At 54.0% G+C, this 25,905-nt stretch carries 30 protein-coding genes and 2 tRNA genes; 20 read left to right on the top strand and 12 right to left on the bottom strand.

Annotated elements, in window-relative coordinates:
• Positions 1 to 3: 3 nt before the first annotated feature.
• Genes lptA through DG357_RS20165 form a run of 5 tightly spaced genes read right to left on the bottom strand, consistent with a single transcriptional unit; the run spans position 4 to position 3,657 of the window.
• On the bottom strand, positions 4 to 558 hold the full coding sequence (gene lptA / locus DG357_RS20185) for a lipopolysaccharide ABC transporter substrate-binding protein LptA (RefSeq protein WP_028014569.1): 555 nt from the start codon (positions 556 to 558) through the stop codon (positions 4 to 6).
• A complete protein-coding gene (lptC, locus tag DG357_RS20180) occupies positions 527 to 1,102 on the bottom strand; it encodes an LPS export ABC transporter periplasmic protein LptC (protein WP_028014568.1) in 576 nt (191 codons plus the stop codon). The genes lptA and lptC overlap by 32 nt, the downstream gene beginning before the upstream one ends.
• Positions 1,099 to 1,665, bottom strand: coding sequence for a 3-deoxy-manno-octulosonate-8-phosphatase KdsC (gene kdsC / locus DG357_RS20175; protein ID WP_025756695.1), 567 nt, complete (start codon positions 1,663 to 1,665; stop codon positions 1,099 to 1,101). Before kdsC ends, lptC begins: the two co-directional genes overlap by 4 nt.
• A 14-nt stretch (positions 1,666 to 1,679) precedes the next feature.
• Positions 1,680 to 2,666 (bottom strand): arabinose-5-phosphate isomerase KdsD, encoded by a 987-nt coding sequence (gene kdsD, locus DG357_RS20170; protein WP_028014567.1) that lies wholly within the window; start codon positions 2,664 to 2,666, stop codon positions 1,680 to 1,682.
• 13 nt (positions 2,667 to 2,679) lie between these two features.
• A complete protein-coding gene (locus DG357_RS20165; protein ID WP_028014566.1) occupies positions 2,680 to 3,657 on the bottom strand; it encodes a calcium/sodium antiporter in 978 nt (325 codons plus the stop codon).
• A gap of 227 nt (positions 3,658 to 3,884) precedes the next feature.
• Between DG357_RS20165 and mlaF the strand changes: the two genes are divergently transcribed.
• The 7 genes from mlaF (at position 3,885) to murA (ending at position 8,677) form a co-directional block, all read left to right on the top strand.
• The gene (gene mlaF / locus DG357_RS20155) at positions 3,885 to 4,697 is read left to right on the top strand and encodes a phospholipid ABC transporter ATP-binding protein MlaF (protein ID WP_088204347.1); all 813 of its coding nucleotides are present in this window, start codon (positions 3,885 to 3,887) and stop codon (positions 4,695 to 4,697) included.
• A 7-nt stretch (positions 4,698 to 4,704) separates the two neighbouring features.
• Entirely contained in the window at positions 4,705 to 5,487 is a 783-nt protein-coding gene (gene mlaE, locus DG357_RS20150) for a lipid asymmetry maintenance ABC transporter permease subunit MlaE (protein ID WP_028014564.1), read from the top strand.
• Between the two features lie 4 nt (positions 5,488 to 5,491).
• The gene (mlaD, locus tag DG357_RS20145; RefSeq protein ID WP_041911946.1) at positions 5,492 to 6,040 is read left to right on the top strand and encodes an outer membrane lipid asymmetry maintenance protein MlaD; all 549 of its coding nucleotides are present in this window, start codon (positions 5,492 to 5,494) and stop codon (positions 6,038 to 6,040) included.
• Between the two features lie 17 nt (positions 6,041 to 6,057).
• Entirely contained in the window at positions 6,058 to 6,693 is a 636-nt protein-coding gene (gene mlaC / locus DG357_RS20140) for a phospholipid-binding protein MlaC (RefSeq protein WP_028014562.1), read from the top strand.
• Positions 6,693 to 6,986 carry a lipid asymmetry maintenance protein MlaB gene (gene mlaB, locus DG357_RS20135; RefSeq protein WP_088204348.1) on the top strand — a complete coding sequence of 98 codons (294 nt, stop codon included), beginning with the start codon at positions 6,693 to 6,695 and terminating at the stop codon, positions 6,984 to 6,986. Before mlaC ends, mlaB begins: the two co-directional genes overlap by 1 nt.
• 126 nt (positions 6,987 to 7,112) lie before the next feature.
• Positions 7,113 to 7,367, top strand: coding sequence for a BolA family iron metabolism protein IbaG (gene ibaG, locus DG357_RS20130; protein ID WP_008501458.1), 255 nt, complete (start codon positions 7,113 to 7,115; stop codon positions 7,365 to 7,367).
• Positions 7,368 to 7,417: 50 nt separating this feature from the next.
• Entirely contained in the window at positions 7,418 to 8,677 is a 1,260-nt protein-coding gene (gene murA, locus DG357_RS20125) for a UDP-N-acetylglucosamine 1-carboxyvinyltransferase (RefSeq protein ID WP_028014560.1), read from the top strand.
• A 61-nt stretch (positions 8,678 to 8,738) separates the two neighbouring features.
• Here the strand turns inward: murA and sfsB are convergent, their stop codons facing one another.
• Both sfsB and ispB read right to left on the bottom strand, forming a co-directional pair.
• Positions 8,739 to 9,026 carry a DNA-binding transcriptional regulator SfsB gene (sfsB, locus tag DG357_RS20120; RefSeq protein ID WP_028014559.1) on the bottom strand — a complete coding sequence of 96 codons (288 nt, stop codon included), beginning with the start codon at positions 9,024 to 9,026 and terminating at the stop codon, positions 8,739 to 8,741.
• Positions 9,027 to 9,256: 230 nt separating this feature from the next.
• Entirely contained in the window at positions 9,257 to 10,228 is a 972-nt protein-coding gene (gene ispB, locus DG357_RS20115) for an octaprenyl diphosphate synthase (RefSeq protein WP_028014558.1), read from the bottom strand.
• A 257-nt stretch (positions 10,229 to 10,485) separates the two neighbouring features.
• On the opposite strand from ispB, the gene rplU reads away from it, so the two are divergent.
• From rplU to cgtA, 4 genes are all read left to right on the top strand, one after another.
• Positions 10,486 to 10,797: a 50S ribosomal protein L21 gene (gene rplU, locus DG357_RS20110; protein WP_003025032.1), complete on the top strand. Its 312-nt coding sequence runs from the start codon at positions 10,486 to 10,488 to the stop codon at positions 10,795 to 10,797.
• A gap of 19 nt (positions 10,798 to 10,816) precedes the next feature.
• Entirely contained in the window at positions 10,817 to 11,074 is a 258-nt protein-coding gene (gene rpmA / locus DG357_RS20105; protein WP_004385076.1) for a 50S ribosomal protein L27, read from the top strand.
• A gap of 95 nt (positions 11,075 to 11,169) precedes the next feature.
• Complete coding sequence (locus DG357_RS20100) at positions 11,170 to 12,135, top strand: DMT family transporter (RefSeq protein ID WP_028014557.1); 966 nt, start codon at positions 11,170 to 11,172, stop codon at positions 12,133 to 12,135.
• A 15-nt stretch (positions 12,136 to 12,150) separates the two neighbouring features.
• The gene (gene cgtA, locus DG357_RS20095; protein ID WP_014885381.1) at positions 12,151 to 13,323 is read left to right on the top strand and encodes an Obg family GTPase CgtA; all 1,173 of its coding nucleotides are present in this window, start codon (positions 12,151 to 12,153) and stop codon (positions 13,321 to 13,323) included.
• 33 nt (positions 13,324 to 13,356) lie between these two features.
• On the opposite strand, the gene pmrB is transcribed toward cgtA, so the two are convergent.
• From pmrB to dacB, 3 genes are read right to left on the bottom strand one after another with little or no spacing between them, the layout of a single operon-like run.
• A complete protein-coding gene (gene pmrB, locus DG357_RS20090; protein WP_088204349.1) occupies positions 13,357 to 14,400 on the bottom strand; it encodes a two-component system sensor histidine kinase PmrB in 1,044 nt (347 codons plus the stop codon).
• A complete protein-coding gene (gene pmrA, locus DG357_RS20085) occupies positions 14,397 to 15,059 on the bottom strand; it encodes a two-component system response regulator PmrA (RefSeq protein ID WP_028014555.1) in 663 nt (220 codons plus the stop codon). Before pmrA ends, pmrB begins: the two co-directional genes overlap by 4 nt.
• A 2-nt stretch (positions 15,060 to 15,061) precedes the next feature.
• Positions 15,062 to 16,495 (bottom strand): serine-type D-Ala-D-Ala carboxypeptidase, encoded by a 1,434-nt coding sequence (gene dacB, locus DG357_RS20080; RefSeq protein WP_028014554.1) that lies wholly within the window; start codon positions 16,493 to 16,495, stop codon positions 15,062 to 15,064.
• 228 nt (positions 16,496 to 16,723) lie between these two features.
• Here dacB and greA point away from each other — a divergent pair, with 228 nt between their 5' ends.
• Positions 16,724 to 17,200: a transcription elongation factor GreA gene (greA, locus tag DG357_RS20075; protein ID WP_006812122.1), complete on the top strand. Its 477-nt coding sequence runs from the start codon at positions 16,724 to 16,726 to the stop codon at positions 17,198 to 17,200.
• A gap of 152 nt (positions 17,201 to 17,352) precedes the next feature.
• On the opposite strand, the gene yhbY is transcribed toward greA, so the two are convergent.
• Positions 17,353 to 17,646, bottom strand: coding sequence for a ribosome assembly RNA-binding protein YhbY (gene yhbY, locus DG357_RS20065; protein WP_003861814.1), 294 nt, complete (start codon positions 17,644 to 17,646; stop codon positions 17,353 to 17,355).
• 127 nt (positions 17,647 to 17,773) lie between these two features.
• On the opposite strand from yhbY, the gene rlmE reads away from it, so the two are divergent.
• The 6 genes from rlmE to DG357_RS20035 all read left to right on the top strand — a co-directional run bounded on the left by rlmE (position 17,774) and on the right by DG357_RS20035 (position 23,366).
• Positions 17,774 to 18,400, top strand: a complete 627-nt coding sequence (rlmE, locus tag DG357_RS20060) for a 23S rRNA (uridine(2552)-2'-O)-methyltransferase RlmE (RefSeq protein WP_003861812.1) — start codon at positions 17,774 to 17,776, stop codon at positions 18,398 to 18,400.
• A 102-nt stretch (positions 18,401 to 18,502) separates the two neighbouring features.
• Positions 18,503 to 20,437 carry an ATP-dependent zinc metalloprotease FtsH gene (gene ftsH / locus DG357_RS20055; RefSeq protein ID WP_013098921.1) on the top strand — a complete coding sequence of 645 codons (1,935 nt, stop codon included), beginning with the start codon at positions 18,503 to 18,505 and terminating at the stop codon, positions 20,435 to 20,437.
• 98 nt (positions 20,438 to 20,535) lie between these two features.
• Positions 20,536 to 21,384 carry a dihydropteroate synthase gene (gene folP / locus DG357_RS20050; RefSeq protein WP_014885377.1) on the top strand — a complete coding sequence of 283 codons (849 nt, stop codon included), beginning with the start codon at positions 20,536 to 20,538 and terminating at the stop codon, positions 21,382 to 21,384.
• Entirely contained in the window at positions 21,377 to 22,714 is a 1,338-nt protein-coding gene (glmM, locus tag DG357_RS20045; protein ID WP_028014552.1) for a phosphoglucosamine mutase, read from the top strand. Before folP ends, glmM begins: the two co-directional genes overlap by 8 nt.
• Positions 22,715 to 22,937: 223 nt before the next feature.
• Positions 22,938 to 23,270 (top strand): preprotein translocase subunit SecG, encoded by a 333-nt coding sequence (gene secG / locus DG357_RS20040; RefSeq protein ID WP_003861803.1) that lies wholly within the window; start codon positions 22,938 to 22,940, stop codon positions 23,268 to 23,270.
• 9 nt (positions 23,271 to 23,279) lie between these two features.
• Positions 23,280 to 23,366, top strand: a tRNA-Leu gene (locus DG357_RS20035).
• 148 nt (positions 23,367 to 23,514) lie between these two features.
• On the opposite strand, the gene argG is transcribed toward DG357_RS20035, so the two are convergent.
• A complete protein-coding gene (argG, locus tag DG357_RS20030) occupies positions 23,515 to 24,861 on the bottom strand; it encodes an argininosuccinate synthase (protein WP_028014551.1) in 1,347 nt (448 codons plus the stop codon).
• Between the two features lie 287 nt (positions 24,862 to 25,148).
• Between argG and DG357_RS20025 the strand changes: the two genes are divergently transcribed.
• Positions 25,149 to 25,225: transfer RNA gene (locus DG357_RS20025), tRNA-Met, on the top strand.
• A gap of 207 nt (positions 25,226 to 25,432) precedes the next feature.
• A complete protein-coding gene (gene rimP, locus DG357_RS20020; protein WP_014833432.1) occupies positions 25,433 to 25,885 on the top strand; it encodes a ribosome maturation factor RimP in 453 nt (150 codons plus the stop codon).
• Positions 25,886 to 25,905 lie beyond the last annotated feature (20 nt).

The following is a 25,905-nucleotide window of genomic DNA, read 5'->3' as shown; positions in this document are numbered from 1 at the left end:
GAATTAGTTACTCTTCTTCTGTGCCGGGGCCTGGCCCTTGCCTTTGTCCTGCAGCTGCGACGGAACCAGCACAGTGGTTACGCGTTTGCCTTTCTCGCTGGAGGCCTGCATTTTTTGCTCTTTCACCAGATAGGTAATCTGGTCACCGGTAATATTGCTGTCCAGCTGTTCCAGATACGCGTTTCCGGTCAGGATGACCAGGTCCTTCGCCAACTCATAGTGCATATGCGAGGCGTGGCCCTTCACCGGCTTGCCGTTGTCCTGCATCTGGTAGAAGGTGGCCGGGTTGCCGTAACCATCAATGATCTCTTTGCCCTGCTCGCCGCCCGGACGGGTAACGACCACTTTATCGGCGTTAATTTTGATGGTCCCCTGAGTCATGACGACGTTACCCGTGAAGGTGACGACGTTACCCTGCATATCGAGAGACTGAGTGTCGGACTCGATATGGATCGGCTGGTCGGTATCGCCCGTTACAGCAAGCGCGGGGAGACTGGCCGCCAGCATCGCGCTGGCGATAATTACTTTAAGGCTGAGTTTGTTTGTTTTGAATTTCATAGGAGGTTCTAACCTTTTCAATCAGCTCGGCGTTCTTGCTGCGTAAGTTCCCGCGCATTCTTAAACCGCTGGAATTAAATGTTGTGCCATACAGTGTGACCAGATCCTGCGACGTCACGTCCTGGGTTACCAGGTTGATCTGGGCATTATCCGTCGTAATTTTTCGCAGTTGCGAGTCAGCGGTCAGGGCGTTGACTTCAACGTGGCCATACAGATAAAGCATACGGTCATTTGTCAGTTTGGCCCGATCTGACTTAATTGACCACGTCGGCACTTTGTCTTTATCGAAAGTGGTCATGACAGGTTGGGTAAACCACGAAACGCCGTCATCGGAAAAGTATTCAACGTGCTGGGCAATCAGGCGATAATTCAGCGCTCCTTCCGGGCTATAGACCACGGTGTCGCTGTGATCGCTTTTATAGGTTGGATCGTTATTGTTGACGACTTCCGTTTGCGTATCGTCGCGATCGGCAAGGTTCACGCCAATCAATACCAGTGCGACAAGCGAAAGCAGAATGATAACCCAACGTCTGGTTTTACTCATATCGATTGCCCTTTGGCTTCATCAAGCTTGCCCTGCGCCAGCAGAAGCAGATCGCAGACTTCACGGACGGCACCCCGGCCACCGTTGATGTGGGTAACGTAGTCAGCGCGCGGGATTAACAGCGGATGAGCATCAGCAACCGCGATGCTGAGACCGACTTCAGCCATCACCGGCCAGTCAATCAGGTCGTCCCCGACGTAGGCCACGTTTTCCGGTGCGATAGCCAGTTTACCCAGTAAATCATTGAACGCTGCCATCTTATCGGATTGACCCTGGTAAAGATGGGTAATGCCTAAGGTTTCACAGCGGTCTTCTACCAGTTTAGCTTTTCGTCCGGTGATGATAGCAACCTCGATACCCGAGGTGAGCGCACAGCGGATACCGTAGCCGTCGCGAACGTTAAACGCTTTCAGCTCTTCACCATTATTGCCCATGTAAATCAGGCCATCGGAAAGTACGCCATCCACATCCAGAATGAGCAGACGAATATTTTCCGCCTTTGCCATCATCTGGGTACTGACCGGACCATAACAGGTTGCAAGGGATGCACCCGCATTACTCATTGTCTTATCCTTTATTACACTACGCCAGCGCGCAGCAGATCATGCATATGTACCACACCCAGCAACTGGTCGCCATCGGCAACCATAACGGAGGTGATATGGCGGGACTGCATCAGGTTCAGCACATCCACGGCCAGCGTTCCCGGACGCACGCGAATGCCGCCGGGCGTCATCACATCGGCAATGCCGAGCGTGCGGACATCTACACCCATGTCGAACACGCGACGCAGGTCGCCATCGGTGAAGATCCCCTGAATTTTCATCAGATCGTCGCACACGACCGTCATACCCAAATTCTTACGGGTGATTTCCAGCAGCGCATCACGCAGGGAGGCTTCTTTGCTGACGTGAGGGATCTCATCCCCGGTGTGCATAATATCGTTTACCCGCAGCAGCAGCTTGCGCCCCAGCGCGCCGCCCGGATGGGAGAGCGCGAAATCTTCCGGCGTAAAACCGCGGGCTTCAAGCAGCGCGACGGCAAGCGCATCGCCCATGACCAGCGCGGCGGTGGTGCTGGACGTTGGTGCCAGGCCGAGCGGGCAGGCCTCTTTCGGTACTTTAACGCACAGATGAATATCGGCTGCACGCGCCATGCTACTTTCCGGACGGCTGGTCATGCAAATCAGCGGCACCTGCAGACGCTTCAGTACGGGGATCAATGCCAGAATTTCATTGGACTCACCGGAGTTGGACAGCGCGATAACGACATCCTGCGGCGTGACCATCCCCAGGTCGCCGTGCGCGGCTTCCCCCGGGTGTACAAAGAAGGACGAGGTTCCGGTGCTGGCAAACGTTGCCGCCATTTTGCGCCCAATGTGGCCGGACTTGCCCATCCCCATCACCACGACTTTCCCGGCACAGTAGAATATCTTCTCACATGCCAGACTAAAATCCTGATTAATGTACTGATCTAACTGCGCCAGACCTTCACGTTCAATCTCCAGAACCTCTTTGCCTGCTTTCTGAAAGTCAAAACCCGGCTGCAATTCTATTTGCGACATAATGCGTTTCCGTTTACCCAGAGAGAAGAGGCGAGAGCCAGTACAGCATCGCCATCCATACGATAAATCCACCCGTCAGCAGCGCGCCTGCGCCTTTGCCGATCTGGCGTTGCCGCCGCCAGCAGAGCAGGGCAAATATCACGCTGACCAGCAACATCACCCCGTAATCGCGTGAAAACGCCAGAGGATTAAACGGCCCCGGCGTAATCAGAGCCGGCAGGCCCATGACAATCGCGATATTAAATATGTTGGAGCCGATGATATTACCAATGGCGATGTCATCTTCCCCTTTACGCGCCCCCGCAATGGCGGTGGCCAGCTCCGGCAGGCTGGTGCCGATAGCAATAACCGTCAGGCCAATCGTCAGTTCGCTCATGGCGAAATAGTTCGCCAGTACCGTCGCGTTATCCACGACCATGCGTGTTGCCATCGGCATGATAATCAGCGCAACGCCAAGCCAGAGGAGGGCGACCGGCAGCGTGCCTTCCCGCGGGAGTTCGGCAACCTGTTCACGCGTCAGGCTATCCTGACCCTGTTTTTCCGCCTGGCGGGCAATTTTAACACTATACAGTAACCAGATGACGGCCAACGCCAGCAGGAAAATGCCGTCGCTATAGCTCAATACGCCATCATAAAATACGCACCCTGCCAGCAGGCTTACGACTAACATTAGCGGCAATTCACGGCGCAGAACATCAGAATGCACGCGAAATGGATGGAGCAGTGCCGCAAGGCCTAAAATCAGTAATATATTGACGATGTTAGAGCCAATCGCGGTGCCAATTGCCAGGTCTAACTGACCATGCAGCGACGCCGAGACGGAGACGATGATTTCAGGAAGTGACGTGCCAACGCTGACCACGGTCATCCCGATGACTACAGGCGGTACACCCGTCAGGCGACACAGGATAGATGCAGCAAAGACTAAACGGTCAGCACTGTAGACCACTAACAGTAAACCAATGATTAACAGTGCTGTTGCTAAAAGCATCAAAAGTCCTTTCTTCAGGTATACTTGTCGGTCCATCGCGCGGGAATGGCTGGACTGCATACGGTCTGAGGCGTAACGAATTCCTAATTTTGACTTTATGCGCCGGAAAAGTAAAACAAATGCCAGCTTTCGCTAACCTCAACGGCTAATATTCTGTAAAAATGCGGGGTTAAGGGCTGATTCAGGCTGCACGTCTTAACGTGAGCAGGGTAAGAAAGGAACTATAAATGAGCCAAACGATGGCGAATATCGTCGATGTCCGCGGTGTGAGTTTTTCTCGCGGCAATCGACTGATATTCGATGATATTTCGTTGACCGTACCGCGTGGCAAAATCACCGCCATCATGGGGCCGTCCGGGATCGGTAAAACGACCCTCCTGCGCCTTATTGGTGGTCAGATCCCACCGGATAGCGGTGAAATCCTCTTCGATGGCGAAAACGTCCCGGAGATGTCGCGCTCGCGCCTGTATACTGTCCGCAAACGTATGAGTATGCTCTTTCAGTCGGGGGCGTTGTTCACCGACATGAACGTCTTTGATAACGTGGCCTATCCGCTGCGCGAGCATACCAGCCTGCCGTCTGAGCTGCTGAAAAGCACGGTGATGATGAAGCTTGAAGCTGTGGGGTTGCGGGGAGCCGCGAAGCTAATGCCTTCGGAGCTGTCCGGCGGGATGGCGCGCCGCGCCGCGCTGGCGCGAGCTATTGCATTAGAGCCCGATTTAATCATGTTCGACGAACCGTTCGTCGGGCAGGATCCCATCACGATGGGCGTGCTGGTAAAGCTCATCTCTGAACTGAACAGCGCGCTCGGCGTCACCTGTATCGTGGTGTCTCACGATGTACCGGAAGTGTTGAGCATTGCCGATTACGCCTATATCGTGGCGGACAAAAAGATCGTTGCACACGGCAGCGCCCAGGCGCTGCAGGAAAATTGCGATCCACGCGTGCGGCAGTTCCTCGACGGTATTGCTGACGGACCCGTACCGTTCCGCTACCCGGCGGGCGATTATCGTGACGATTTACTGGGAATAGGGAGTTAAGCCACTCATGCTGTTAAATGCGTTGGCCGCTCTCGGACACCGTGGCATAAAAACCATCAGGACGTTCGGGCGTGCCGGATTGATGTTATTCAACGCGCTGGTCGGCAAGCCGGAGTTTAGCAAGCACGCCCCTCTGCTGGTGCGTCAGCTTTATAATGTCGGCGTGCTGTCGATGCTCATCATTATTGTTTCCGGTCTGTTTATCGGCATGGTGCTGGGGCTGCAGGGCTACCTTGTTCTGACAACCTACAGTGCGGAAACCAGCCTCGGAATGCTGGTGGCGCTTTCGCTGCTGCGCGAATTGGGTCCGGTTGTGGCGGCACTGCTGTTTGCCGGACGCGCTGGGTCGGCATTAACGGCTGAGATTGGCCTGATGCGTGCCACCGAGCAGCTCTCCAGCATGGAAATGATGGCGGTCGATCCGCTGCGTCGCGTGATCTCGCCGCGTTTCTGGGCGGGGGTGATCTCGCTCCCGCTACTGACTATTCTGTTTGTCGCCGTGGGGATCTGGGGCGGTTCGCTGGTTGGGGTCCACTGGAAAGGCATCGATGCCGGCTTCTTCTGGTCCGCGATGCAGGACGCCATCGACCTGCGAATGGATCTGGTTAACTGCCTGATTAAAAGCGTGGTGTTTGCCATTACGGTCACCTGGATTGCATTGTTCAATGGTTACGATGCTATCCCGACGTCGGCGGGCATTAGCCGTGCAACTACACGTACTGTCGTACATTCGTCGCTGGCCGTACTGGGCCTGGATTTTGTGCTCACCGCACTGATGTTTGGGAATTGAGTTCATGCAAACGAGAAAAAATGAAATTTGGGTCGGCGTTTTCCTGCTGCTGGCGCTGCTGGCGGCGCTGTTTATCTGCCTGAGAGCGGCAGATATTACGTCTGTGCGCACCGAGCCGACGTATCGCATCTATGCCACGTTCGATAACATCGGCGGGCTGAAGGCGCGTTCACCGGTCCGCATTGGCGGCGTGGTGATCGGCCGCGTATCTGACATTACGCTCGATGAGAAAACGTATCTGCCGCGCGTCGCGATGGATATCGAAGAACGTTACAACCACATTCCGGACACCAGCTCCCTTTCTATCCGTACTTCCGGCCTGCTGGGTGAACAATATCTGGCACTTAACGTCGGCTTTGAAGATCCTGAGCTGGGAACGACTATCCTTAAAGACGGTAGCGTTATCCAGGATACGAAGTCCGCGATGGTGCTGGAGGACATGATTGGTCAGTTCCTTTACAACAGTAAAGGGGATGATAAAAAGTCTGACGATGCCCCTGCGCAGAGTGAAGACCATACCAACGTTGCGCCGACCCCTGGTGCTGCGAATTAATTCAGGAGAAGTCATTCATGTTTAAACGACTGTTAATGGTTGCCATGCTGGTCATTGCCCCTCTCACTGCGGCACATGCTGCGGATCAGAGCAACCCGTACAAACTGATGGACGAAGCTGCGAAGAAAACCTTCGACCGTCTCAAAAACGAACAGCCAAAAATTCGCGCGAATCCTGACTATCTGCGTGACGTGGTTGACCAGGAACTGCTGCCGTATGTGCAGATCAAATATGCGGGAGCGCTGGTGCTCGGCCGCTATTACAAAGACGCCACCCCGGCGCAGCGTGAGGCCTATTTTGCCGCATTCCGTGAATACCTGAAGCAGGCGTATGGTCAGGCGCTGGCGATGTACCACGGTCAGACCTATCAGATCGCCCCGGAGCAGCCGCTGGGTGATGCGACCATCGTGCCTATTCGCGTAACGATCATCGATCCTAACGGCCGTCCGCCGGTGCGCCTGGATTTCCAGTGGCGTAAAAACAGCCAGACCGGCCACTGGCAGGCGTATGATATGATCGCCGAAGGCGTAAGCATGATCACCACCAAGCAGAACGAGTGGAGCGACCTGCTGCGCACCAAGGGCATTGATGGCCTGACCGCACAGCTGCAGTCCATTGCTCGTCAGAAAATTACCCTGGACGAGAAGAAGTAATGTCGCAGCAACTCCGCTGGTCGCGTGAAGGTGAGACGTTAAGGCTGTCCGGCGAGCTGGACCAGGATCTGCTGAACCCACTGTGGGATAAACGCCAGGAAGCGATGCAGGGCGTGACGCTTATCGACTTAACCGACGTCACGCGGGTGGATACGGCAGGCGTTGCGCTGCTCGCCCATCTGGTTGCCGTGGGCAAAAAGCAGGGAATAAGCGTCATGCTTCATGGCGCAAGTGACAATGTCGTTACCCTTGCGCAACTCTACAATCTGCCTCAGGACGTACTGCCTCGTTAATATTTTCAGTGCGTTACTTCCGAAAGCCCTGACAGTTTCATCGTCGGGGCTTTTTGCTTGTTTAAGACGACGCCACTTTGCTCTAAGATGTTGGGCTTGTTTTCACTATCAGATGATTAAGAGCCCATGGAAAATCATGAAATCCAGACAGTGCTGATGAATGCACTCTCCCTTCAGGAAGCCCACGTCACTGGCGATGGCAGTCACTTCCAGGTTATTGCTGTGGGTGAGATGTTCGACGGTATGAGCCGTGTGAAGAAGCAGCAGGCTGTGTACGCGCCGCTGATGGAATATATTGCGGATAACCGCATCCACGCCCTGTCGATTAAAGCGTTCACCCCGCAAGAGTGGGCACGCGATCGCAAACTAAACGGTTTTTGAGCTGAGGGCGACAGGCCCGCAGCACGGTTGAATTTATAAGAGAGCACACAATGGATAAATTTCGTGTACAGGGGCCAACGCGTCTCCAGGGCGAAGTCACAATTTCTGGCGCGAAGAACGCCGCGCTGCCAATCCTCTTTGCTGCGCTGCTCGCGGAAGAGCCGGTAGAAATTCAGAACGTACCGAAGCTGAAAGATATCGACACGACCATGAAGTTGCTCACCCAGTTGGGCACTAAAGTTGAGCGCAACGGTTCCGTCTGGATCGACGCCAGCAACGTGAACAACTTCTCTGCGCCTTACGATCTGGTTAAAACCATGCGTGCATCTATCTGGGCGCTTGGCCCGCTGGTGGCACGTTTCGGTCAGGGTCAGGTTTCGCTGCCGGGTGGTTGCGCCATCGGCGCGCGTCCGGTTGACCTGCATATCTTTGGCCTGGAGAAACTGGGCGCAGAGATCAAGCTGGAAGAGGGTTACGTTAAGGCCTCCGTCAACGGTCGTCTGAAAGGCGCGCACATTGTCATGGACAAAGTGAGCGTAGGCGCTACCGTCACCATCATGTCTGCTGCAACGCTGGCAGAAGGTACCACCATCATCGAAAACGCCGCGCGCGAACCGGAGATCGTGGATACCGCCAATTTCCTCGTGGCGCTGGGCGCGAAGATTTCCGGCCAGGGTACTGACCGCATCACCATTGAAGGCGTTGAGCGTCTGGGCGGTGGTGTGTATCGCGTTCTGCCGGACCGTATCGAAACCGGCACCTTCCTGGTGGCTGCGGCCATTTCCGGCGGTAAGATTGTCTGCCGTAATGCACAGCCAGACACTCTGGATGCCGTTCTGGCGAAGCTGCGTGAAGCGGGTGCCGATGTTGAAACCGGTGAAGACTGGATCAGCCTCGACATGCACGGTAAGCGTCCTAAAGCGGTGACCGTGCGTACGGCTCCGCATCCGGCATTCCCGACCGATATGCAGGCACAGTTCACTCTGCTGAACCTGGTTGCCGAAGGAACCGGTGTGATTACCGAGACGATTTTCGAGAACCGTTTTATGCACGTACCTGAACTGATCCGTATGGGTGCACATGCTGAGATCGAAAGTAACACCGTGATTTGCCATGGCGTTGAGAAACTGTCCGGTGCTCAGGTAATGGCAACGGATTTGCGTGCGTCTGCAAGCCTGGTGCTGGCGGGCTGTATCGCGGAAGGCACAACGGTGGTGGATCGTATTTATCACATCGATCGTGGCTATGAACGTATTGAAGACAAACTGCGCGCGCTGGGTGCCAATATCGAGCGTGTGAAGGGCGAATAATCGTTCCGGCAGCCCCCTGCCAGAAATGACCGGGGGGTTGCTATTCCTGTCAAAAAAACCGTTATCCCTGCGGTTCTGTTTTTGCTTTTCTCTGGCGCATCATGCGCGTTCTGTCGATAAATTCATGAGTAACAGGATCGTGATAACGTGAAGGCCAGATCACCCACGGGTGCGTTTCCAGCGCCGTCGCGATAATCAATTCTCCCTTTGGCCAGGGGCGGGTCAGGGCGTTGGCCAGGGTGGAAGAACTCAGACCATGGCGGCGGGACTCTGCTGCAAGTGACGTACCTCTTTTGCGCAGTGCCGCAATGATATCTGCCGTATGCCAGTCGATAAATTTCGTATCCATAACGCTGTCCTTAAGTTCGGATTCACCTACGCCGTTTCTTCTGAAACGACTGGCTTACTATACCCATTTCGACTTCTTGTTCTAAAAAGTTCGCGTTACTTGAAGGGATATTCAGAATAAGACATGGCTTTATTCATGCGGGCTCTAACCCGATTCATTTACATGAATGCGGAATTTACTGGTGCGTTTTTGAACCTCCCCGCGATGGATACGGGGAGGTGGGTGCAAGATTAACGGTCGCGTTGAACAGCGATGTGGGCAAGACCAATCAGGGCATCGCGCCATGGGCTGTCTGGAATAACCTGGAGAGCTTCGATGGCTTTGTCAGCCTCTTCTTCAGCACGCTGACGCGTCCATTCCAGCGAGCCGCAGATGGCCATCGTTTCCAGTACAGGTTCCAGAAGATGGCGACCATTTCCCTGTTCGATCGCCTCACGGATCATTTTCGCCTGGTCGGCCGTTCCGTTACGCATCGCGTGAAGCAGCGGCAGGGTCGGTTTGCCTTCGTTCAGGTCATCGCCAACGTTTTTGCCGAGCGTTTCGCCGTCCGCGCTGTAGTCCAGCAAATCATCAATCAGCTGGAAGGCAGTACCCAGATAGCGCCCATAATCCTGCAATCCTTTTTCCTGCGCCTCGGAACAGCCAGCCAGGATGCCGGAACACTGGGCGGCCGCTTCAAACAGGCGCGCTGTTTTGCTGTAGATAACGCGCATGTAGTTTTCTTCGGTGATATCGGGGTCATTGACGTTCATCAGCTGCAGCACTTCGCCTTCAGCGATGACGTTGACGGCTTCGGACATCACCTCGAGCACTTTCAGAGAGCCCAGGCTGGTCATCATCTGGAAGGCGCGGGTATAGATAAAGTCCCCGACCAGAACGCTGGCGGCGTTCCCGAAGGCAGCGTTTGCCGTGGCCTTGCCACGACGCATATCGGATTCATCCACAACATCGTCATGCAGAAGCGTCGCGGTGTGAATAAATTCGATCAGCGCGGCGATCGTCACGTGGGCATTTCCCTGATAGCCAACGGCTCTGGCAGCCAGAATGGCAATCATCGGGCGAATGCGTTTACCGCCGCCGCTGACAATGTAATAGCCCAACTGATTGATCAGCTGAACGTCAGAGTTGAGTTGCTCCAGGATTGCTGCATTTACACCCGCCATATCTTGCGCGGTTAACTCGTTGATTTTTTCTAAATTCATCGCAAAAGCCGGGCTTTTTATCCTGTTGATCCCATCTTCAATGGGGTAACGAAGGGTTTCGGTTTATCAATAGTAGTGCTGATTGTACTGAAAAAACGGCTCAGATAAACGTTACCGTACGTGTTGTGTTTTTTTTCTTCATGTATTGACGGTAGCACTTGTCAAAGGCTCGCGTTTTGCGTAATATTCGCGCCCTATTGTGAATATTTATAGCGCACTCTGATTCATACGAGGACGTGCGCGGAAGCGGAGTTTATATGTACGCGGTTTTCCAAAGTGGTGGTAAACAACACCGAGTAAGCGAAGGTCAGACCGTTCGCCTGGAAAAGCTGGACATCGCAACTGGCGAATCTGTTGAGTTCGCAGAAGTTCTGATGATCGCAAACGGTGAAGAAGTCAAAATCGGCGTTCCTTTCGTTGATGGCGGCGTTATCAAAGCTGAAGTTGTTGCACACGGTCGTGGCGAGAAAGTTAAAATCGTTAAGTTTCGTCGTCGTAAACACTACCGTAAGCAGCAGGGCCACCGTCAGTGGTTCACTGATGTGAAAATTACTGGCATCAGCGCCTAAGACCTGAGGAGAGATTTAAATGGCACATAAAAAGGCTGGCGGCTCCACACGTAACGGTCGCGATTCAGAAGCTAAACGCCTGGGCGTTAAGCGTTTCGGTGGCGAATCCGTTCTGGCGGGTAGCATCATCGTTCGTCAACGTGGTACCAAATTCCACGCTGGCAACAACGTAGGTTGCGGTCGTGACCACACTCTGTTTGCTAAAGCAGACGGTAAAGTGAAATTTGAAGTTAAAGGCCCGAACAACCGTAAATACATCAGCATCGTTGCTGAGTAAGGTTTTCTCGGTCCGGTAACGGATTAAAGCCCCGCAACGTGTTGCGGGGCTTTTTACATTGGAAACCCGGAAAATTTTCTGTAGGGAAAACGGGCATGAAGCAGCAGGCCGGCATTGGTATTCTTTTGGCGCTCACGACCGCAATGTGCTGGGGTGCGCTGCCAATTGCAATGAAGCAGGTACTGGAAGTGATGGAGCCGCCTACGGTGGTCTTTTATCGCTTCCTGATGGCAAGCATTGGTCTCGGGACCATCCTTGCAGTTAAAGGCAAGCTTCCACCGCTACGGCTCTTCCGCAAACCTCGATGGCTGGTGTTACTGGCCATTGCGACGGGTGGTCTGTTCGGTAACTTTATCCTGTTCAGCTCTTCCCTGCAGTATTTGAGCCCTACGGCGTCTCAGGTGATTGGTCAGCTTTCGCCTGTCGGCATGATGGTCGCGAGCGTGTTCATCCTCAAAGAGAAGATGCGCGGGACGCAGATTATCGGGGCAAGCATGCTGCTATGCGGCCTGGTGATGTTCTTCAACACCAGCCTGATCGAGATTTTTACCCGGCTTACGGACTACACCTGGGGCGTGATCTTCGGCGTGGGTGCAGCAACGGTCTGGGTGAGCTATGGCGTCGCGCAAAAGGTGTTATTGCGTCGCCTGGCCTCACAGCAGATCCTTTTTTTGCTGTACACTTTGTGTACAGTGGCATTATTGCCGTTAGCGAAGCCGGGCGTCATTACCCAGCTGAGCGACTGGCAACTGGCGTGCCTCATTTTTTGTGGGCTTAACACGCTGGTCGGTTATGGCGCGCTGGCGGAAGCGATGGCGCGCTGGCAGGCAGCACAGGTGAGCGCATTGATCACGCTTACCCCGCTGTTTACGCTGTTATTTTCAGATTTGTTATCAATGGCCTGGCCCGATGTCTTCGTCAGACCGATGCTCAACCTGTTGGGCTATCTCGGTGCGTTTGTCGTGGTTGCGGGCGCGATGTATTCCGCCATTGGTCATCGTCTTTGGGGACGTTGGCGCAAAAATGAAGCGGTCGTAGTAGTCCCCCGCTCAGGCGAATGAGTTACGGAGAGTAAAATGAAGTTTGTTGATGAAGCGACGATTCTGGTCGTGGCAGGTGATGGCGGTAACGGTTGTGTAAGCTTCCGCCGTGAAAAATATATTCCTCGTGGCGGCCCTGACGGCGGTGACGGTGGCGATGGTGGTGACGTGTGGCTGGAGGCGGATGAAAACCTCAACACGCTGATCGACTACCGCTTTGAAAAATCCTTCCGCGCAGAACGCGGACAGAACGGCCAGAGCCGTGACTGTACCGGTAAACGCGGTAAAGACGTGACCATTAAGGTTCCGGTTGGTACGCGCGTTATCGATCAGGGCACCGGTGAAACCATGGGCGATATGACCAAACACGGTCAGCGCCTGATGGTGGCGAAAGGCGGCTGGCACGGTCTGGGTAACAGCCGTTTCAAATCTTCCGTTAACCGTACCCCGCGTCAGAAAACGATGGGTACCCCGGGTGATAAGCGCGACCTGCAACTTGAACTGATGCTGCTGGCTGACGTGGGCATGCTGGGTATGCCAAACGCAGGTAAATCGACCTTTATTCGCGCCGTCTCTGCGGCCAAGCCAAAAGTAGCGGACTATCCGTTTACCACGCTGGTACCAAGCCTCGGCGTTGTCCGTATGGATAACGAGAAGAGCTTTGTGGTCGCCGATATTCCGGGCCTGATTGAAGGCGCTGCGGAAGGGGCTGGCCTGGGTATTCGCTTCCTGAAGCACCTTGAGCGTTGCCGCGTACTGTTGCACCTCATCGACATCGATCCGATCGACGGTTCCGATCCGGTTGAAAACGCCCGTATCATTATCGGTGAGCTGGAAAAATACAGCGAAAAACTGGCGAGTAAGCCACGCTGGCTGGTCTTCAACAAGATCGACCTGATGGATAAAGCGGAAGCCGAAGCGAAAGCCAAAGCGATTGCCGAAGCGATGGGCTGGGAAGATAAATACTACCTTATCTCCGCGGCAAGCCAGGTTGGCGTGAAAGATCTCTGCTGGGATGTGATGACCTTCATCATCGAGAACCCTGTCGTTCAGGCTGAAGAAGCGAAACAGCCAGAAAAAGTCGAATTCATGTGGGATGACTACCACCGCCAGCAGCTCGAAGAGCTGGAAGCGGAAGAGGAAGACGACTGGGACGATGACTGGGATGAAGACGACGAAGAAGGCGTCGAGTTCATCTACAAGCACTAATATCTGTCCAAAGCCCCCATCAGGGGGCTTTTTTCATTCCAGCGTTGAGGGCAGCCAGCAGCTTGCTATCAGGCCGCCTTCAGCACCATTCTCCAGCATCAGCTTACCGTGATGAAGCTGCAGGATGCGCTGTACGATACTCAGGCCAAGGCCGCTGCCGCCGTAACGCTGATCGAGGCGACGGAACGGCTCCGTGATCGACTGTCGATGCGCTTCGTCAATACCAGGCCCCTGATCGATAACGCTGAGCTGCGTACCGCCTTCGACCTCGGTAAGCGTCACGGTAATCGTGGTGCCTGTCGGGCTGTAGCGCCCGGCATTCTCCAGCAGGTTGCGCAGCATCAGCCGCAGCAGTACCGCGTCTCCCTGAACCGTGAGCGCGCTTTTAGCAGGCCAAATCACCGTATGCTCTTTGGCTTCATGCTCAAGACCAAGAGGCGTGATAATGGTGTCCGTCCAGTTGATGGTTTCATAGTGGCCGCTCGCCAATGCCTGTCCTGCACGGGCCAGCATCAGCAGTTGCTCAACGGTGTGCATTAGCTGGTCAATACGGCTGATGAGCGTCGTGGCCTGCGTAGAGCCTGACTGGGCCATGAGCTCCAGATGGAGCCTGATTCCGGCAAGAGGCGTTCGCAGTTCATGGGCGGCGTCAGCCGTGAAGAGACGCTCCTGCTGAATGGTACTGTCCAGCCTGGCGAGTAGCTGATTGAGCGAGGTGGTAACGGCGCCGATTTCTTCCATGTCGGAATACATAGGAAGTGGGGTTAGGTTATCCGCCGAACGGTTAGCCAGGCTCACGCGCAGTTTGTTCAGCGGTCGGGTTATCCAGGTGACCGCCCAGAACGAGAAAAACAACGTAAACCCAACCATCACCAGGGAAGGAACCAGCAGCGAGGCAATCGCTTCGCGGATCTCTTTCTCGACGTGGTTGTTACGCGATTTTGCCGACAGCGTTTCGTTCACCAGAAAGCCAATCTGCTCGCGGCTTTCGTGCCACAACCAAATGACGCTTATCAGCTGGAAAAATAACAGAATGACCGCCAGCAACACCATTAATCGCCGACGCATGCTGTTCATTTCTGGCTCTCCAGGCGGTAGCCAACGCCGCGGACGGTTTTAATCCGGTCTTTGCCGAGCTTACGACGCAGGTTGTGGATGTGGACTTCCAGGGTATTTGACCCCGGATCGTCCTGCCAGGAATAGATATCCTGCTGAAGGGTTTCTCTGTGTACCGTTTGTCCGCTGCGCATGATCAGACGCGTCAGCAAGGCGAACTCTTTTGGTGTGACTTCAACGGGCTGGGACTGGCGCAATACCTGCTGGGTTTGCAGATTCAGGGTAATGTCCCCGTCGGTTAGTAAGTTATCACTATGGCCCTGATAACGGCGTATTAACGCTCGCACCCGAGCCTGAAGTTCTGCAAGCGCAAAGGGCTTCACCAGGTAATCATCGGCGCCAGCATCAAGGCCTGTAATACGATCTTCAATGGCGTCGCGTGCCGTCAGGATTAACACCGGATTGGCGATGCCCCGGCGACGCCACTGGGTAAGCAACGTCGCGCCGTCTTTGTCCGGCAAGCCCAGGTCAAGGATCACCAGGCTGTATTCGCCGCTCTGGATCAGGGCATCTGCTTCTGCCGCGGTGCCGGCACAGTCCAGGGCATAGCCTTCATTGGCGAGTCCCAGAGCCAGTCCTTCCTGTAATAACAGATCGTCTTCAACTATAAGTAGTTTCATCGCTAGTTATTCTGGTAGATGTCTTTATAAAGCCTGCTTTCGAAGCGAACCAGTGGAATACGGCGGTTGCGCTGGTCGGTCGGTTCGACGGCATAGCCGGAAAGATACTGCACGAATGCCATGCGCTGTCCGCTGGCGGTCGTGATGAACCCTGCCAGGTTATACACCCCCTGCAGTGAACCTGTTTTCGCGGAGACTTTGCCATCCACACCCGCTGCATGAAGCCCGGCGCGGTACTGCAGCGAACCGTCGTGTCCGGCAAGCGGCAGCATTGAGATAAAGTTTAGCTCAGTGTCATGTTGTGCAATGTACTGAAGCACCTGCATCATGGTGGCCGGGGCAATCAGGTTATGACGCGATAATCCTGAACCATCAACGGCGATAGTGTTACCCAGATCGATCCCCGCCTGCTGGCGCAGGATCTGACGAACAGCGTCTGAGCCCGCGCGCCAGGTTCCCGGCACGCCGAAACGCGCGTGGCCAATCATGCGGAACACGGTGTCGGCAATCATGTTGTCAGACTTTTTCAGCATAATTCGCAGCAAATCGTGCAGCGGTGGCGACTGTTTGCTGGCAATGACCGTTCCGGGCTGGTTGACCTGCGTCTGGCGTAGCAGCGTGCCGGAGTAGGTTATTCCCGCCTGCTTCAGCTCATCCTTGAGAATCGCACCCGCATAGCTTGCGCCATCCTGAATCGCGAAGGCCAGCGGCAGGGGATCGGCGCGCTGCGTCAGGCAGCCGGTGAGGGTGTAGCGGTTAAGATCGCCAGGCACCACGTCCAGTTCGCAGTACTGGGCATCAGGGGAGCCTTTAGCCAGCGTTCGCACCTGGCTAAACATGGTCACCGGATAGTAAGATGCCACGCGAATGAACGCTAAATCATCTGGCTTGGGCGCGCTGTAAAGGGAAATCGAGAAGCAGTTGCGGTCAACAATCGCGGCGGCTGGCGGGGCGCTAAAGCACTGCGTCATGTCGTTCCACGGCCAGCCTGGTGCTTTATCGTGGCTGGCAAAAATGGAGGTATCGATCAGCACGTTGCCATCGATTTTTGTCACGCCGGATTTTTTCAACACCGCTACCATGTTGCGGATATCCTGGCGCTTAAAGGTGGGATCGCCACCGAAACGGGCGATAAGATCGCCTTTCAGTTCGCCACCGTCGACGTTACCTTTGGTTTCAAGCGTGGTGGTAAAACGGAAGTCAGGCCCGAGTTGGAGCAGGGCGGCGAGGGCAGTGATCACCTTCTGGGTACTGGCAGGCAGCGCCATCTGTTGACTGTGATAGTCAATCTCGGGAGCCTGTGCGCCAACCTTCTGCACCATCAGGGCGAGGTTCGCGCCTGCGGGGAGCTGATTAATGTACTCATCAACATTCGCGGCCTGGGCGGTGAACGTTATACTGGTAGTCAATCCGATGATAAAACTGGAAAATCGCATAATCTCGCGCTAACAACCCGAAAACAAACCGTCATACTACGGTGCATGGCACTGCAAAGTAAACGATGACCCATAGTGAACTTCGCGGTAAAATGCGTATCAAATTGAAAAATTGCTGCTGACCTGGGGCGTCGCTCCCGGGTCGGTTTTCTTTTTGCTTCTTGCCCGCTTCGGGGGGCAGGAGCAGGGAACACTGCTCCCAACAGGAATGTTTAAGAGGTATAACAAATGCAAGCTATTCCGATGACCTTACGTGGTGCCGAAAAACTGCGCGAAGAGCTGGATTTCCTGAAATCCGTGCGTCGCCCTGAAATCATCGCCGCTATCGCGGAAGCCCGTGAGCATGGCGACCTGAAAGAGAATGCTGAATACCATGCGGCGCGCGAGCAGCAGGGTTTCTGTGAAGGGCGCATTAAAGATATCGAAGCGAAACTGTCTAATGCGCAGGTTATCGATATCACCAAAATGCCTAACAACGGTCGCGTGATCTTTGGTTCTACCGTCAGCGTTCTGAACCTCGACAACGATGAAGAGCAAACCTATCGCATCGTGGGCGATGATGAAGCAGACTTCAAACAGAACCTGATTTCGGTGAACTCACCCATTGCTCGCGGCCTGATTGGCAAAGAGCAGGACGATGTTGTCACCATCCGCACCCCTGGCGGTGAAGTGGAATACGAAATTATCAAGGTTGAATACCTGTAATTCGCTTCTCTACTAAGATGTTGATACATTGTAAAGAAAAGAAAAAGGCCGCATAGCGGCCTTTTATCAACTCAAGGAGCATGGCATTTTGCTGAGCCTGCTGAAAGAAATCCCTCGTTTCACACAGAAAATGTGATTGATTCAGGATATCCTTAGCGTGGCAGCGAGATTTTACGCTCTTTAGATGGGCGATAGAGCACCAGCGTTTTACCGATGACCTGTACATTACAGGCGCCGGTTTCGCGCACGATGGCTTCCACGATCAGGTTTTTAGTGTCTCTGTCTTCAGAGGCGATTTTCACCTTGATCAGCTCGTGGTGTTCCAGCGCTTGTTCAATCTCGGCAAGCACCCCTTCGGTCAAACCATTGTTGCCAAGCATGACTACAGGCTTGAGCGGATGTGCCAGACCTTTAAGGTGCTGTTTTTGTTTAGTACTCAGATTCATCGTATATTTTTGCTTACGTTGGGATTGAAAACGGTTCATTCTACCGCCATCTCCCTTATATCGCCAAATAGCTGCGTAGAAATTTACGTCACAGGCAAGCAACGATGAACCAGGACGGAAATGTTAAATGACAGGTAAAAAGCGTTCTGCCAGTTCCAGCCGCTGGCTTCAGGAACACTTTAGCGATAAATATGTTCAACAGGCACAGAAAAAGGGGTTACGTTCCCGTGCCTGGTTTAAACTTGATGAAATACAGCAAAGTGACAAACTTTTTAAGCCGGGGATGACGGTTGTCGACCTCGGTGCGGCACCTGGCGGATGGTCCCAGTATGCGGTAACGCAGATCGGCGGAACGGGCCGAATCATCGCGTGCGATCTTTTACCAATGGATCCCATCGTTGGTGTCGACTTCCTTCAGGGCGACTTTCGTGATGAATTAGTGCTGAAAGCGTTACTTGATCGTGTTGGTGACAGTAAGGTCCAGGTTGTCATGTCGGATATGGCACCAAATATGTGCGGAACACCGGCGGTGGATATCCCCCGCGCCATGTATCTGGTGGAGCTAGCGTTAGAAATGTGTCGTGATGTACTAGCGCCTGGTGGTAGTTTTGTTGTGAAGGTGTTTCAGGGCGAAGGTTTCGAGGAGTATCTTAAGGAAATTCGCTCCCTGTTTGCGAAGGTCAAAGTTCGTAAGCCGGACTCTTCCCGGGCCCGTTCCCGTGAAGTGTATATTGTAGCGACCGGGCGAAAATGATAACCGGGAGATTTCAGACGAAAGTTTGAATGAAACTGGATATAGAGTATCCTGACGCTGTTTTTAACACAGTTGTAATATGAGGTTAATCCCTTGAGTGACATGGCGAAAAACCTAATACTCTGGCTGGTCATTGCCGTTGTGCTGATGTCAGTATTCCAGAGCTTTGGGCCCAGCGAGTCGAATGGCCGCAAGGTGGATTATTCTACCTTCCTGCAAGAGGTCAATCAGGACCAGGTTCGCGAAGCGCGTATCAACGGACGTGAGATCAACGTTACCAAGAAAGATAGTAACCGTTACACGACTTACATCCCGGTGAACGATCCTAAGCTGCTTGATAACCTTCTGACCAAAAACGTCAAAGTGGTAGGCGAGCCGCCAGAAGAACCAAGCCTGCTGGCTTCTATCTTCATTTCCTGGTTCCCGATGCTGCTTCTTATCGGCGTCTGGATCTTCTTTATGCGCCAGATGCAGGGCGGCGGTGGCAAAGGTGCCATGTCGTTCGGTAAGAGCAAGGCGCGTATGCTGACGGAAGACCAGATCAAGACCACGTTTGCTGACGTCGCCGGTTGTGACGAAGCAAAAGAAGAAGTGGGTGAACTGGTTGAATACCTGCGCGAGCCGAGCCGTTTCCAGAAACTGGGCGGTAAGATCCCGAAAGGCGTCCTGATGGTAGGCCCTCCGGGTACCGGTAAAACCCTGCTGGCGAAAGCCATCGCGGGTGAAGCGAAGGTGCCGTTCTTTACTATTTCAGGTTCTGACTTCGTTGAAATGTTCGTGGGTGTCGGTGCATCTCGTGTGCGTGACATGTTCGAGCAGGCCAAGAAGGCAGCACCGTGCATCATCTTTATCGATGAAATCGACGCCGTAGGCCGCCAGCGTGGCGCGGGCCTGGGCGGTGGTCACGATGAGCGTGAGCAGACCCTGAACCAGATGCTGGTTGAGATGGACGGCTTCGAAGGTAACGAAGGTATTATCGTTATCGCGGCGACTAACCGTCCGGATGTACTTGACCCTGCGCTGCTGCGTCCAGGCCGTTTCGACCGTCAGGTTGTTGTCGGTCTGCCGGATGTTCGTGGTCGTGAACAGATTCTGAAAGTGCACATGCGTCGCGTACCGCTGGCGCCAGATATCGACGCGGCAATCATTGCGCGCGGTACCCCGGGCTTCTCCGGTGCGGACCTGGCTAACCTGGTCAACGAAGCTGCACTGTTTGCCGCTCGCGGTAACAAGCGCGTGGTCTCCATGGTGGAGTTCGAGAAAGCGAAAGACAAAATCATGATGGGTGCGGAACGTCGCTCCATGGTGATGACGGAAGCGCAGAAAGAGTCCACGGCTTACCACGAAGCGGGTCACGCGATTATCGGTCGCCTGGTGCCGGAACACGATCCGGTACACAAGGTAACGATTATTCCGCGCGGCCGTGCGCTGGGTGTGACCTTCTTCCTGCCTGAGGGCGACGCGATCAGCGCCAGCCGTCAGAAGCTGGAAAGCCAGATTTCGACCCTGTACGGCGGTCGTCTGGCAGAAGAGATCATCTACGGTCCGGAACATGTTTCTACCGGTGCGTCGAACGACATTAAAGTGGCGACAAACCTGGCGCGTAACATGGTGACTCAATGGGGCTTCTCCGACAAACTCGGTCCGCTGCTGTATGCAGAGGAAGAGGGTGAAGTATTCCTGGGCCGCTCCGTAGCGAAAGCAAAACATATGTCCGATGAGACGGCACGTATCATCGACCAGGAAGTGAAAGCGCTGATTGAACGTAACTACGGTCGCGCGCGTCAGATCCTGAACGACAATATGGACATTCTGCATTCGATGAAAGATGCGCTCATGAAATATGAGACCATCGATGCACCGCAGATTGACGACCTGATGGCTCGCCGCGAAGTGCGTCCGCCAGCTGGCTGGGAAGACCCAGGCGCTTCCAACAATTCTGACAACAATGGTACCCCGCGCGCGCCGCGTCCGGTCGATGAACCGCGTACGCCAAACCCGGGCAACACCATGTCAGAGCAGTTGGGCGACAAGTAAGTCACTGCTGTTGAAGCGTTTGTCTGTACCCCAAACCCTGGAGCTTGCTCCGGGGTTTTTCTTTTCCGTTAAACCATACTAAAACCAGGGATTTGACCATGAAACTCTTCGCCCAGGACTCGCATCTCGATCTTTCACATCCGCACGTGATGGGGATCCTGAATGTTACCCCTGACTCCTTCTCTGACGGCGGCACGCATAACACGCTTATCGACGCGGTTAAGCACGCAAATCTAATGATCAACGCGGGTGCCACCATCATTGACGTGGGCGGTGAATCGACGCGTCCCGGCGCGGCAGATGTTTCGGTGGAAGAAGAGCTGGCGCGCGTGGTGCCGGTGGTTGAGGCAATCGCGCAACGTTTCGAGGTGTGGATCTCCGTCGACACGTCCAAACCAGAAGTGATCCGTGAAGTGGCGAGAGTGGGCGCTCACATTATCAATGATATCCGCTCGCTTACCGAACCAGGTGCGATCGAGGCCGCTGCAGAAACCGGCCTGCCGGTATGCCTGATGCACATGCAGGGGCAACCGAAAACTATGCAGGAAGCGCCGAAGTATGATGATGTCTTTGCCGACGTGAATCGCTTCTTTATTGAGCATATTGAACGCTGTGAGCGTGCAGGCATCCCAAAAGAGAAATTGCTGCTCGACCCGGGGTTCGGTTTCGGTAAAAATCTCTCACACAATTATGCGTTGCTTGCGCGCTTATCGGAATTTCATCACTTTGGTCTGCCACTGCTGGTGGGTATGTCGAGAAAGTCGATGATTGGCCAATTGCTGAATGTAGGACCGAGCGAGCGCCTGAGTGGCAGCCTGGCCTGCGCGGTAATTGCGGCGATGCAAGGCGCGCACATTATCCGTGTCCATGACGTCAAAGAAACAGTAGAAGCCATGCGTGTGGTGGAAGCCACACTGGCAGCGAAGGAAAACAAACGCTATGAGTAACCGTAAATATTTTGGTACCGATGGTATCCGTGGGCGCGTAGGCGATGCTCCAATTACCCCTGATTTTGTTCTGAAGCTCGGCTGGGCTGCCGGCAAGGTACTGGCGCGTCATGGCTCACGTAAGATCATTATTGGTAAAGATACCCGTATTTCGGGCTATATGCTGGAATCTGCGTTGGAGGCGGGTCTGGCAGCGGCAGGGCTTTCAGCCTCGTTTACTGGCCCAATGCCAACGCCTGCTGTTGCCTACCTTACGCGCACCTTCCGCGCGGAAGCGGGAATTGTGATCTCGGCGTCTCATAACCCGTTCTACGACAATGGCATTAAGTTCTTCTCCATTGACGGCACCAAGCTGCCGGACGAAGTGGAAGAGGCCATTGAAGCCGAAATGGAAAAAGAGATCACCTGTGTTGATTCCGCCGAGCTGGGTAAAGCGAACCGTATCGTCGATGCGGCGGGTCGTTATATCGAATTCTGCAAAGGCACCTTCCCGAACGAGCTGAGCCTGGCGCATCTTAAAATTGTGGTGGACTGTGCGAACGGTGCGACCTATCACATTGCGCCGAATGTCTTCCGCGAGCTGGGTGCGAAAGTGATCGCCATCGGCTGCGAGCCGGATGGTCTGAATATTAACGAAGAAGTCGGGGCGACGGACGTGCGCGCCCTGCAGGCGCGCGTGCTGGCGGAAAAAGCCGATCTGGGTATTGCCCTGGACGGCGACGGTGACCGCGTGATCATGGTTGACCACGAAGGTAATAAAGTCGACGGCGATCAGATCCTCTACATCATTGCCCGTGAAGGCCTGCGCCAGGGGCAGCTGCGCGGCGGCGCGGTTGGGACGTTGATGAGCAACATGGGTCTGGAGCTGGCGCTGAAACAGCTCGGTATTCCGTTTGTTCGCGCGAAAGTGGGCGACCGCTACGTGCTGGAAAAGCTGCAGGAGAAAGGCTGGCGCATTGGTGCTGAGAACTCCGGCCACGTGATCCTGCTCGACAAAACCACGACTGGCGACGGTATCGTAGCGGCGCTTCAGGTGGTTGCCGCGATGGCGCGCAACCATATGAGTTTGCATGATCTGTGCAGCGGGATGAAAATGTTCCCGCAGATCCTGGTAAACGTGCGTTTCACTGCGGGTAAAGGCGATCCGCTGGAAAATGACAACGTGAAAGCGGTAATGGCTGACGTTGAAGCGGCGCTGGGCAGCCGTGGACGCGTGCTGCTGCGTAAGTCCGGTACCGAACCACTGATCCGCGTGATGGTGGAAGGCGAAGACGAAGCGCAGGTCACCGAATTTGCGCACCGTATTGCGGATGCCGTAAAAGCTGCATAATCTTGCATGCTAAATGTTTAAAAAGGCGGCGTTTGCCGCCTTTGTTTTAAGCAATTAATGGCTTTTTGCTGTTTTTTTCCGCAGTTGATACAATGCGTCGAAAATGCCCTTGCGAAGGTGATTCGCTTTGGTTAGTATTCACACCCGCTTCAGTGGGAAACAAAAATCCTGCTAATTGGTCGAAGCATTGGTATGCGGCAAATCCGCAAGGAACAGGTTGATTATGTACGAAGCTCTTTTAGTTATTTTCCTTATTGTAGCCATCGCTCTCGTAGCGCTGATTATGCTGCAGCAAGGTAAAGGCGCTGATATGGGAGCCTCCTTCGGAGCAGGCGCTTCCGGTACGCTGTTCGGTTCAAGTGGTTCTGCGAACTTCATGACCCGCACGACGGCGATTCTGGCTACGCTGTTCTTCATCATCAGTCTGGTGCTGGGCAATATCAACAGCAACAAGACCAGCAAAGGAAGCGAGTGGGAAAATCTGAGCGCGCCAGCCAAAACTGAGCAGACTCAGCCAGCTGCACCGGCTAAGCCAACCAGCGATATCCCGCAGTAAGTATTCCGTACCGAGGTGGTGGAATTGGTAGACACGCTACCTTGAGGTGGTAGTGCCCTAACGGGCTTGTGGGTTCGAGTCCCATCCTCGGTACCAATATTCCAGAAGAAAGACGTCGAAAGGCGTCTTTTTTTTCGTCTGTAGCATTTGCCTTTCGTAGGCCCGGTGGCGCTGCGCTTACCCGCCCTACAAAAGCCAAACAAAAAGGCGCCCATTGGGCGCCTTTTGCATGTTACATCAGCGATTACTTCTTATCGCTATTCTCCAGGTTTTCAACCTGCGGCAGGCCGTTACCGGAATTCGCGGAGAGCAGACCATTCTCAACGTAGTTGAACAGCTTCTCACGGGTATCGGTGATGTCCAGGTTACGCATGGTCAACTGACCAATACGGTCGTCCGGAGAAAACACAGACTCACCTTTTTCCATGGTCAGACGCTCGGCTTTATAGGTCAGGTTGTCCGACACGGTGTTAAGAATGGAGTAGTCGTTACCACGACGCAGTTCCAGCGTCACTTCACCGGTGATCGCGCTCGCTACCCAACGCTGCAGCGCGTCACGCAGCATCAGCGCCTGCGGATCGAACCAGCGACCCTGATACAGCAGTTTGCCCAGTTGACGACCATGAGAATGATACTGCTCGATGGTGTCTTCGTTGTGAATACCGGTCAGCAGACGCTCGTAAGCGATGTGCAGCAGCGCCATCCCTGGAGCTTCATAGATGCCGCGGCTTTTCGCTTCGATGATACGGTTTTCAATCTGATCGCTCATGCCCAGACCGTGACGACCGCCGATGCGGTTTGCTTCCAGCATCAGTTCAACGTCGTCAGAGAAGGTCTTACCGTTCAGGGCAACCGGATGACCACGTTCGAAACGCACGGTCACTTCTTCTGCTGGGATCTTCACGCTCTCGTCCCAGAACTTCACGCCCATGATCGGGTTAACGATCTTCACGCTGGAGTTCAGGAACTCCAGGTCCTTCGCTTCGTGCGTCGCGCCCAGCATGTTGGAGTCGGTAGAGTAGGCTTTCTCAACGGACATTTTGTAGTCAAAGCCGCAGGCAATCATAAACTCAGACATCTCATGACGACCACCCAGCTCGTCGATGAAGTCGGTGTCCAGCCACGGCTTGTAGATCTGCAGCTCCGCGTTGGTCAGCAGGCCATAACGATAGAAACGTTCGATATCGTTGCCTTTATAGGTGCTGCCGTCACCCCAGATGTTTACGCCATCTTCTTTCATGGCGGCAACCAGCATGGTGCCGGTGACGGCACGACCCAGCGGGGTGGTGTTGAAATAGGTCAGGCCGCCCGTGGTGTTATGGAACGCACCGCACTGAATAGCGGCGATACCTTCAGCAACCAGTTGCTTACGGCAGTCAATCAGTCGCGCGTTTTCTGCGCCATACTCTTTAGCGCGACGAGGAATAGCATCGTAATCGTCCTCATCCGGCTGACCCAGGTTCGCAGTATATGCATACGGAACCGCTCCCTTCTGGCGCATCCACAGCAGTGCAGCGCTGGTATCCAGGCCGCCTGAGAAAGCGATGCCAATACGTTGTCCTACCGGAAGATGCTTGAGAATCGTCGTCATAGAATAAAACCCTGCTTGATTGACTGATTAGAGACCGCTTTCGTTCTCTTGTGCATTTTTATGCAAAATAAGTGAGTATTCATTTAATCATCTTTTATCGAATACCGGAAGAGACTCATGCGTTTTTTGTAAAAAATTTGGTCTGTTCTCTCTGGCGGAAGCTGGGTTGACAGGTGGGGTCAACTATCAATATACTAAACGCCGATTTTACGTCCCGTCTTCGGTACCAAATCCCAGCATTATTTGCAAATTCTGTCCAAAACGCGTAGAATTTGCCACGTTTCAGGCGCGGGGTGGAGCAGCCTGGTAGCTCGTCGGGCTCATAACCCGAAGGTCGTCGGTTCAAATCCGGCCCCCGCAACCACTTTCCCATAAAGTTCTTTTTCAAATATACTGTGAAGACTTAGAGCCTTCGTAGCTGGATTTGAAAAAATTCTTTCGGAGAGTGCTCCAGGCCACAGTTGTGGCTATAGGGTTCAGTTATCTAAAGCCCCGATTTATCGGGGTTTTTTGTTATCTGACTACAGAATAACTGGGCTTTACGCCCTTTTTTTATGTCTTGGGGGTGGGCTTGTCCACATTAGAGCAAAAATTAACAGAGATGATTACTGCACCGGTCGAAGCACTGGGCTACGAACTGGTCGGCATCGAATTCGTTCGCGGCCGTACATCGACGCTGCGCATCTATATTGATAGTGAAGATGGCATCAATGTTGATGATTGTGCTGATGTCAGCCACCAGGTGAGTGCGGTTCTTGATGTTGAAGACCCGATTACCGTTGCGTACAACCTGGAAGTTTCCTCACCTGGCCTGGATCGCCCGATGTTCACGGCCGAGCACTATGTGCGCTTTACCGGTGAAGAAGTGGCTCTCGTTCTGCGTATGGCCGTACAGAACCGCCGTAAATGGCAGGGAATTATCAAAGCCGTTGATGGTGAAATGATCACGGTAACAGTCGAAGGCAAAGATGAAGTGTTCGCGCTGAGTAATATCCAGAAGGCGAACCTGGTTCCCCACTTTTAACAGTCTGGATTGAGGTGAAA

It is taken from the genome of Enterobacter bugandensis (assembly GCF_900324475.1).
Lineage (GTDB): Bacteria > Pseudomonadota > Gammaproteobacteria > Enterobacterales > Enterobacteriaceae > Enterobacter > Enterobacter bugandensis.
Note: the sequence above shows the minus strand (reverse complement) of the source record. Positions and strands in the feature narration are given on the sequence as shown.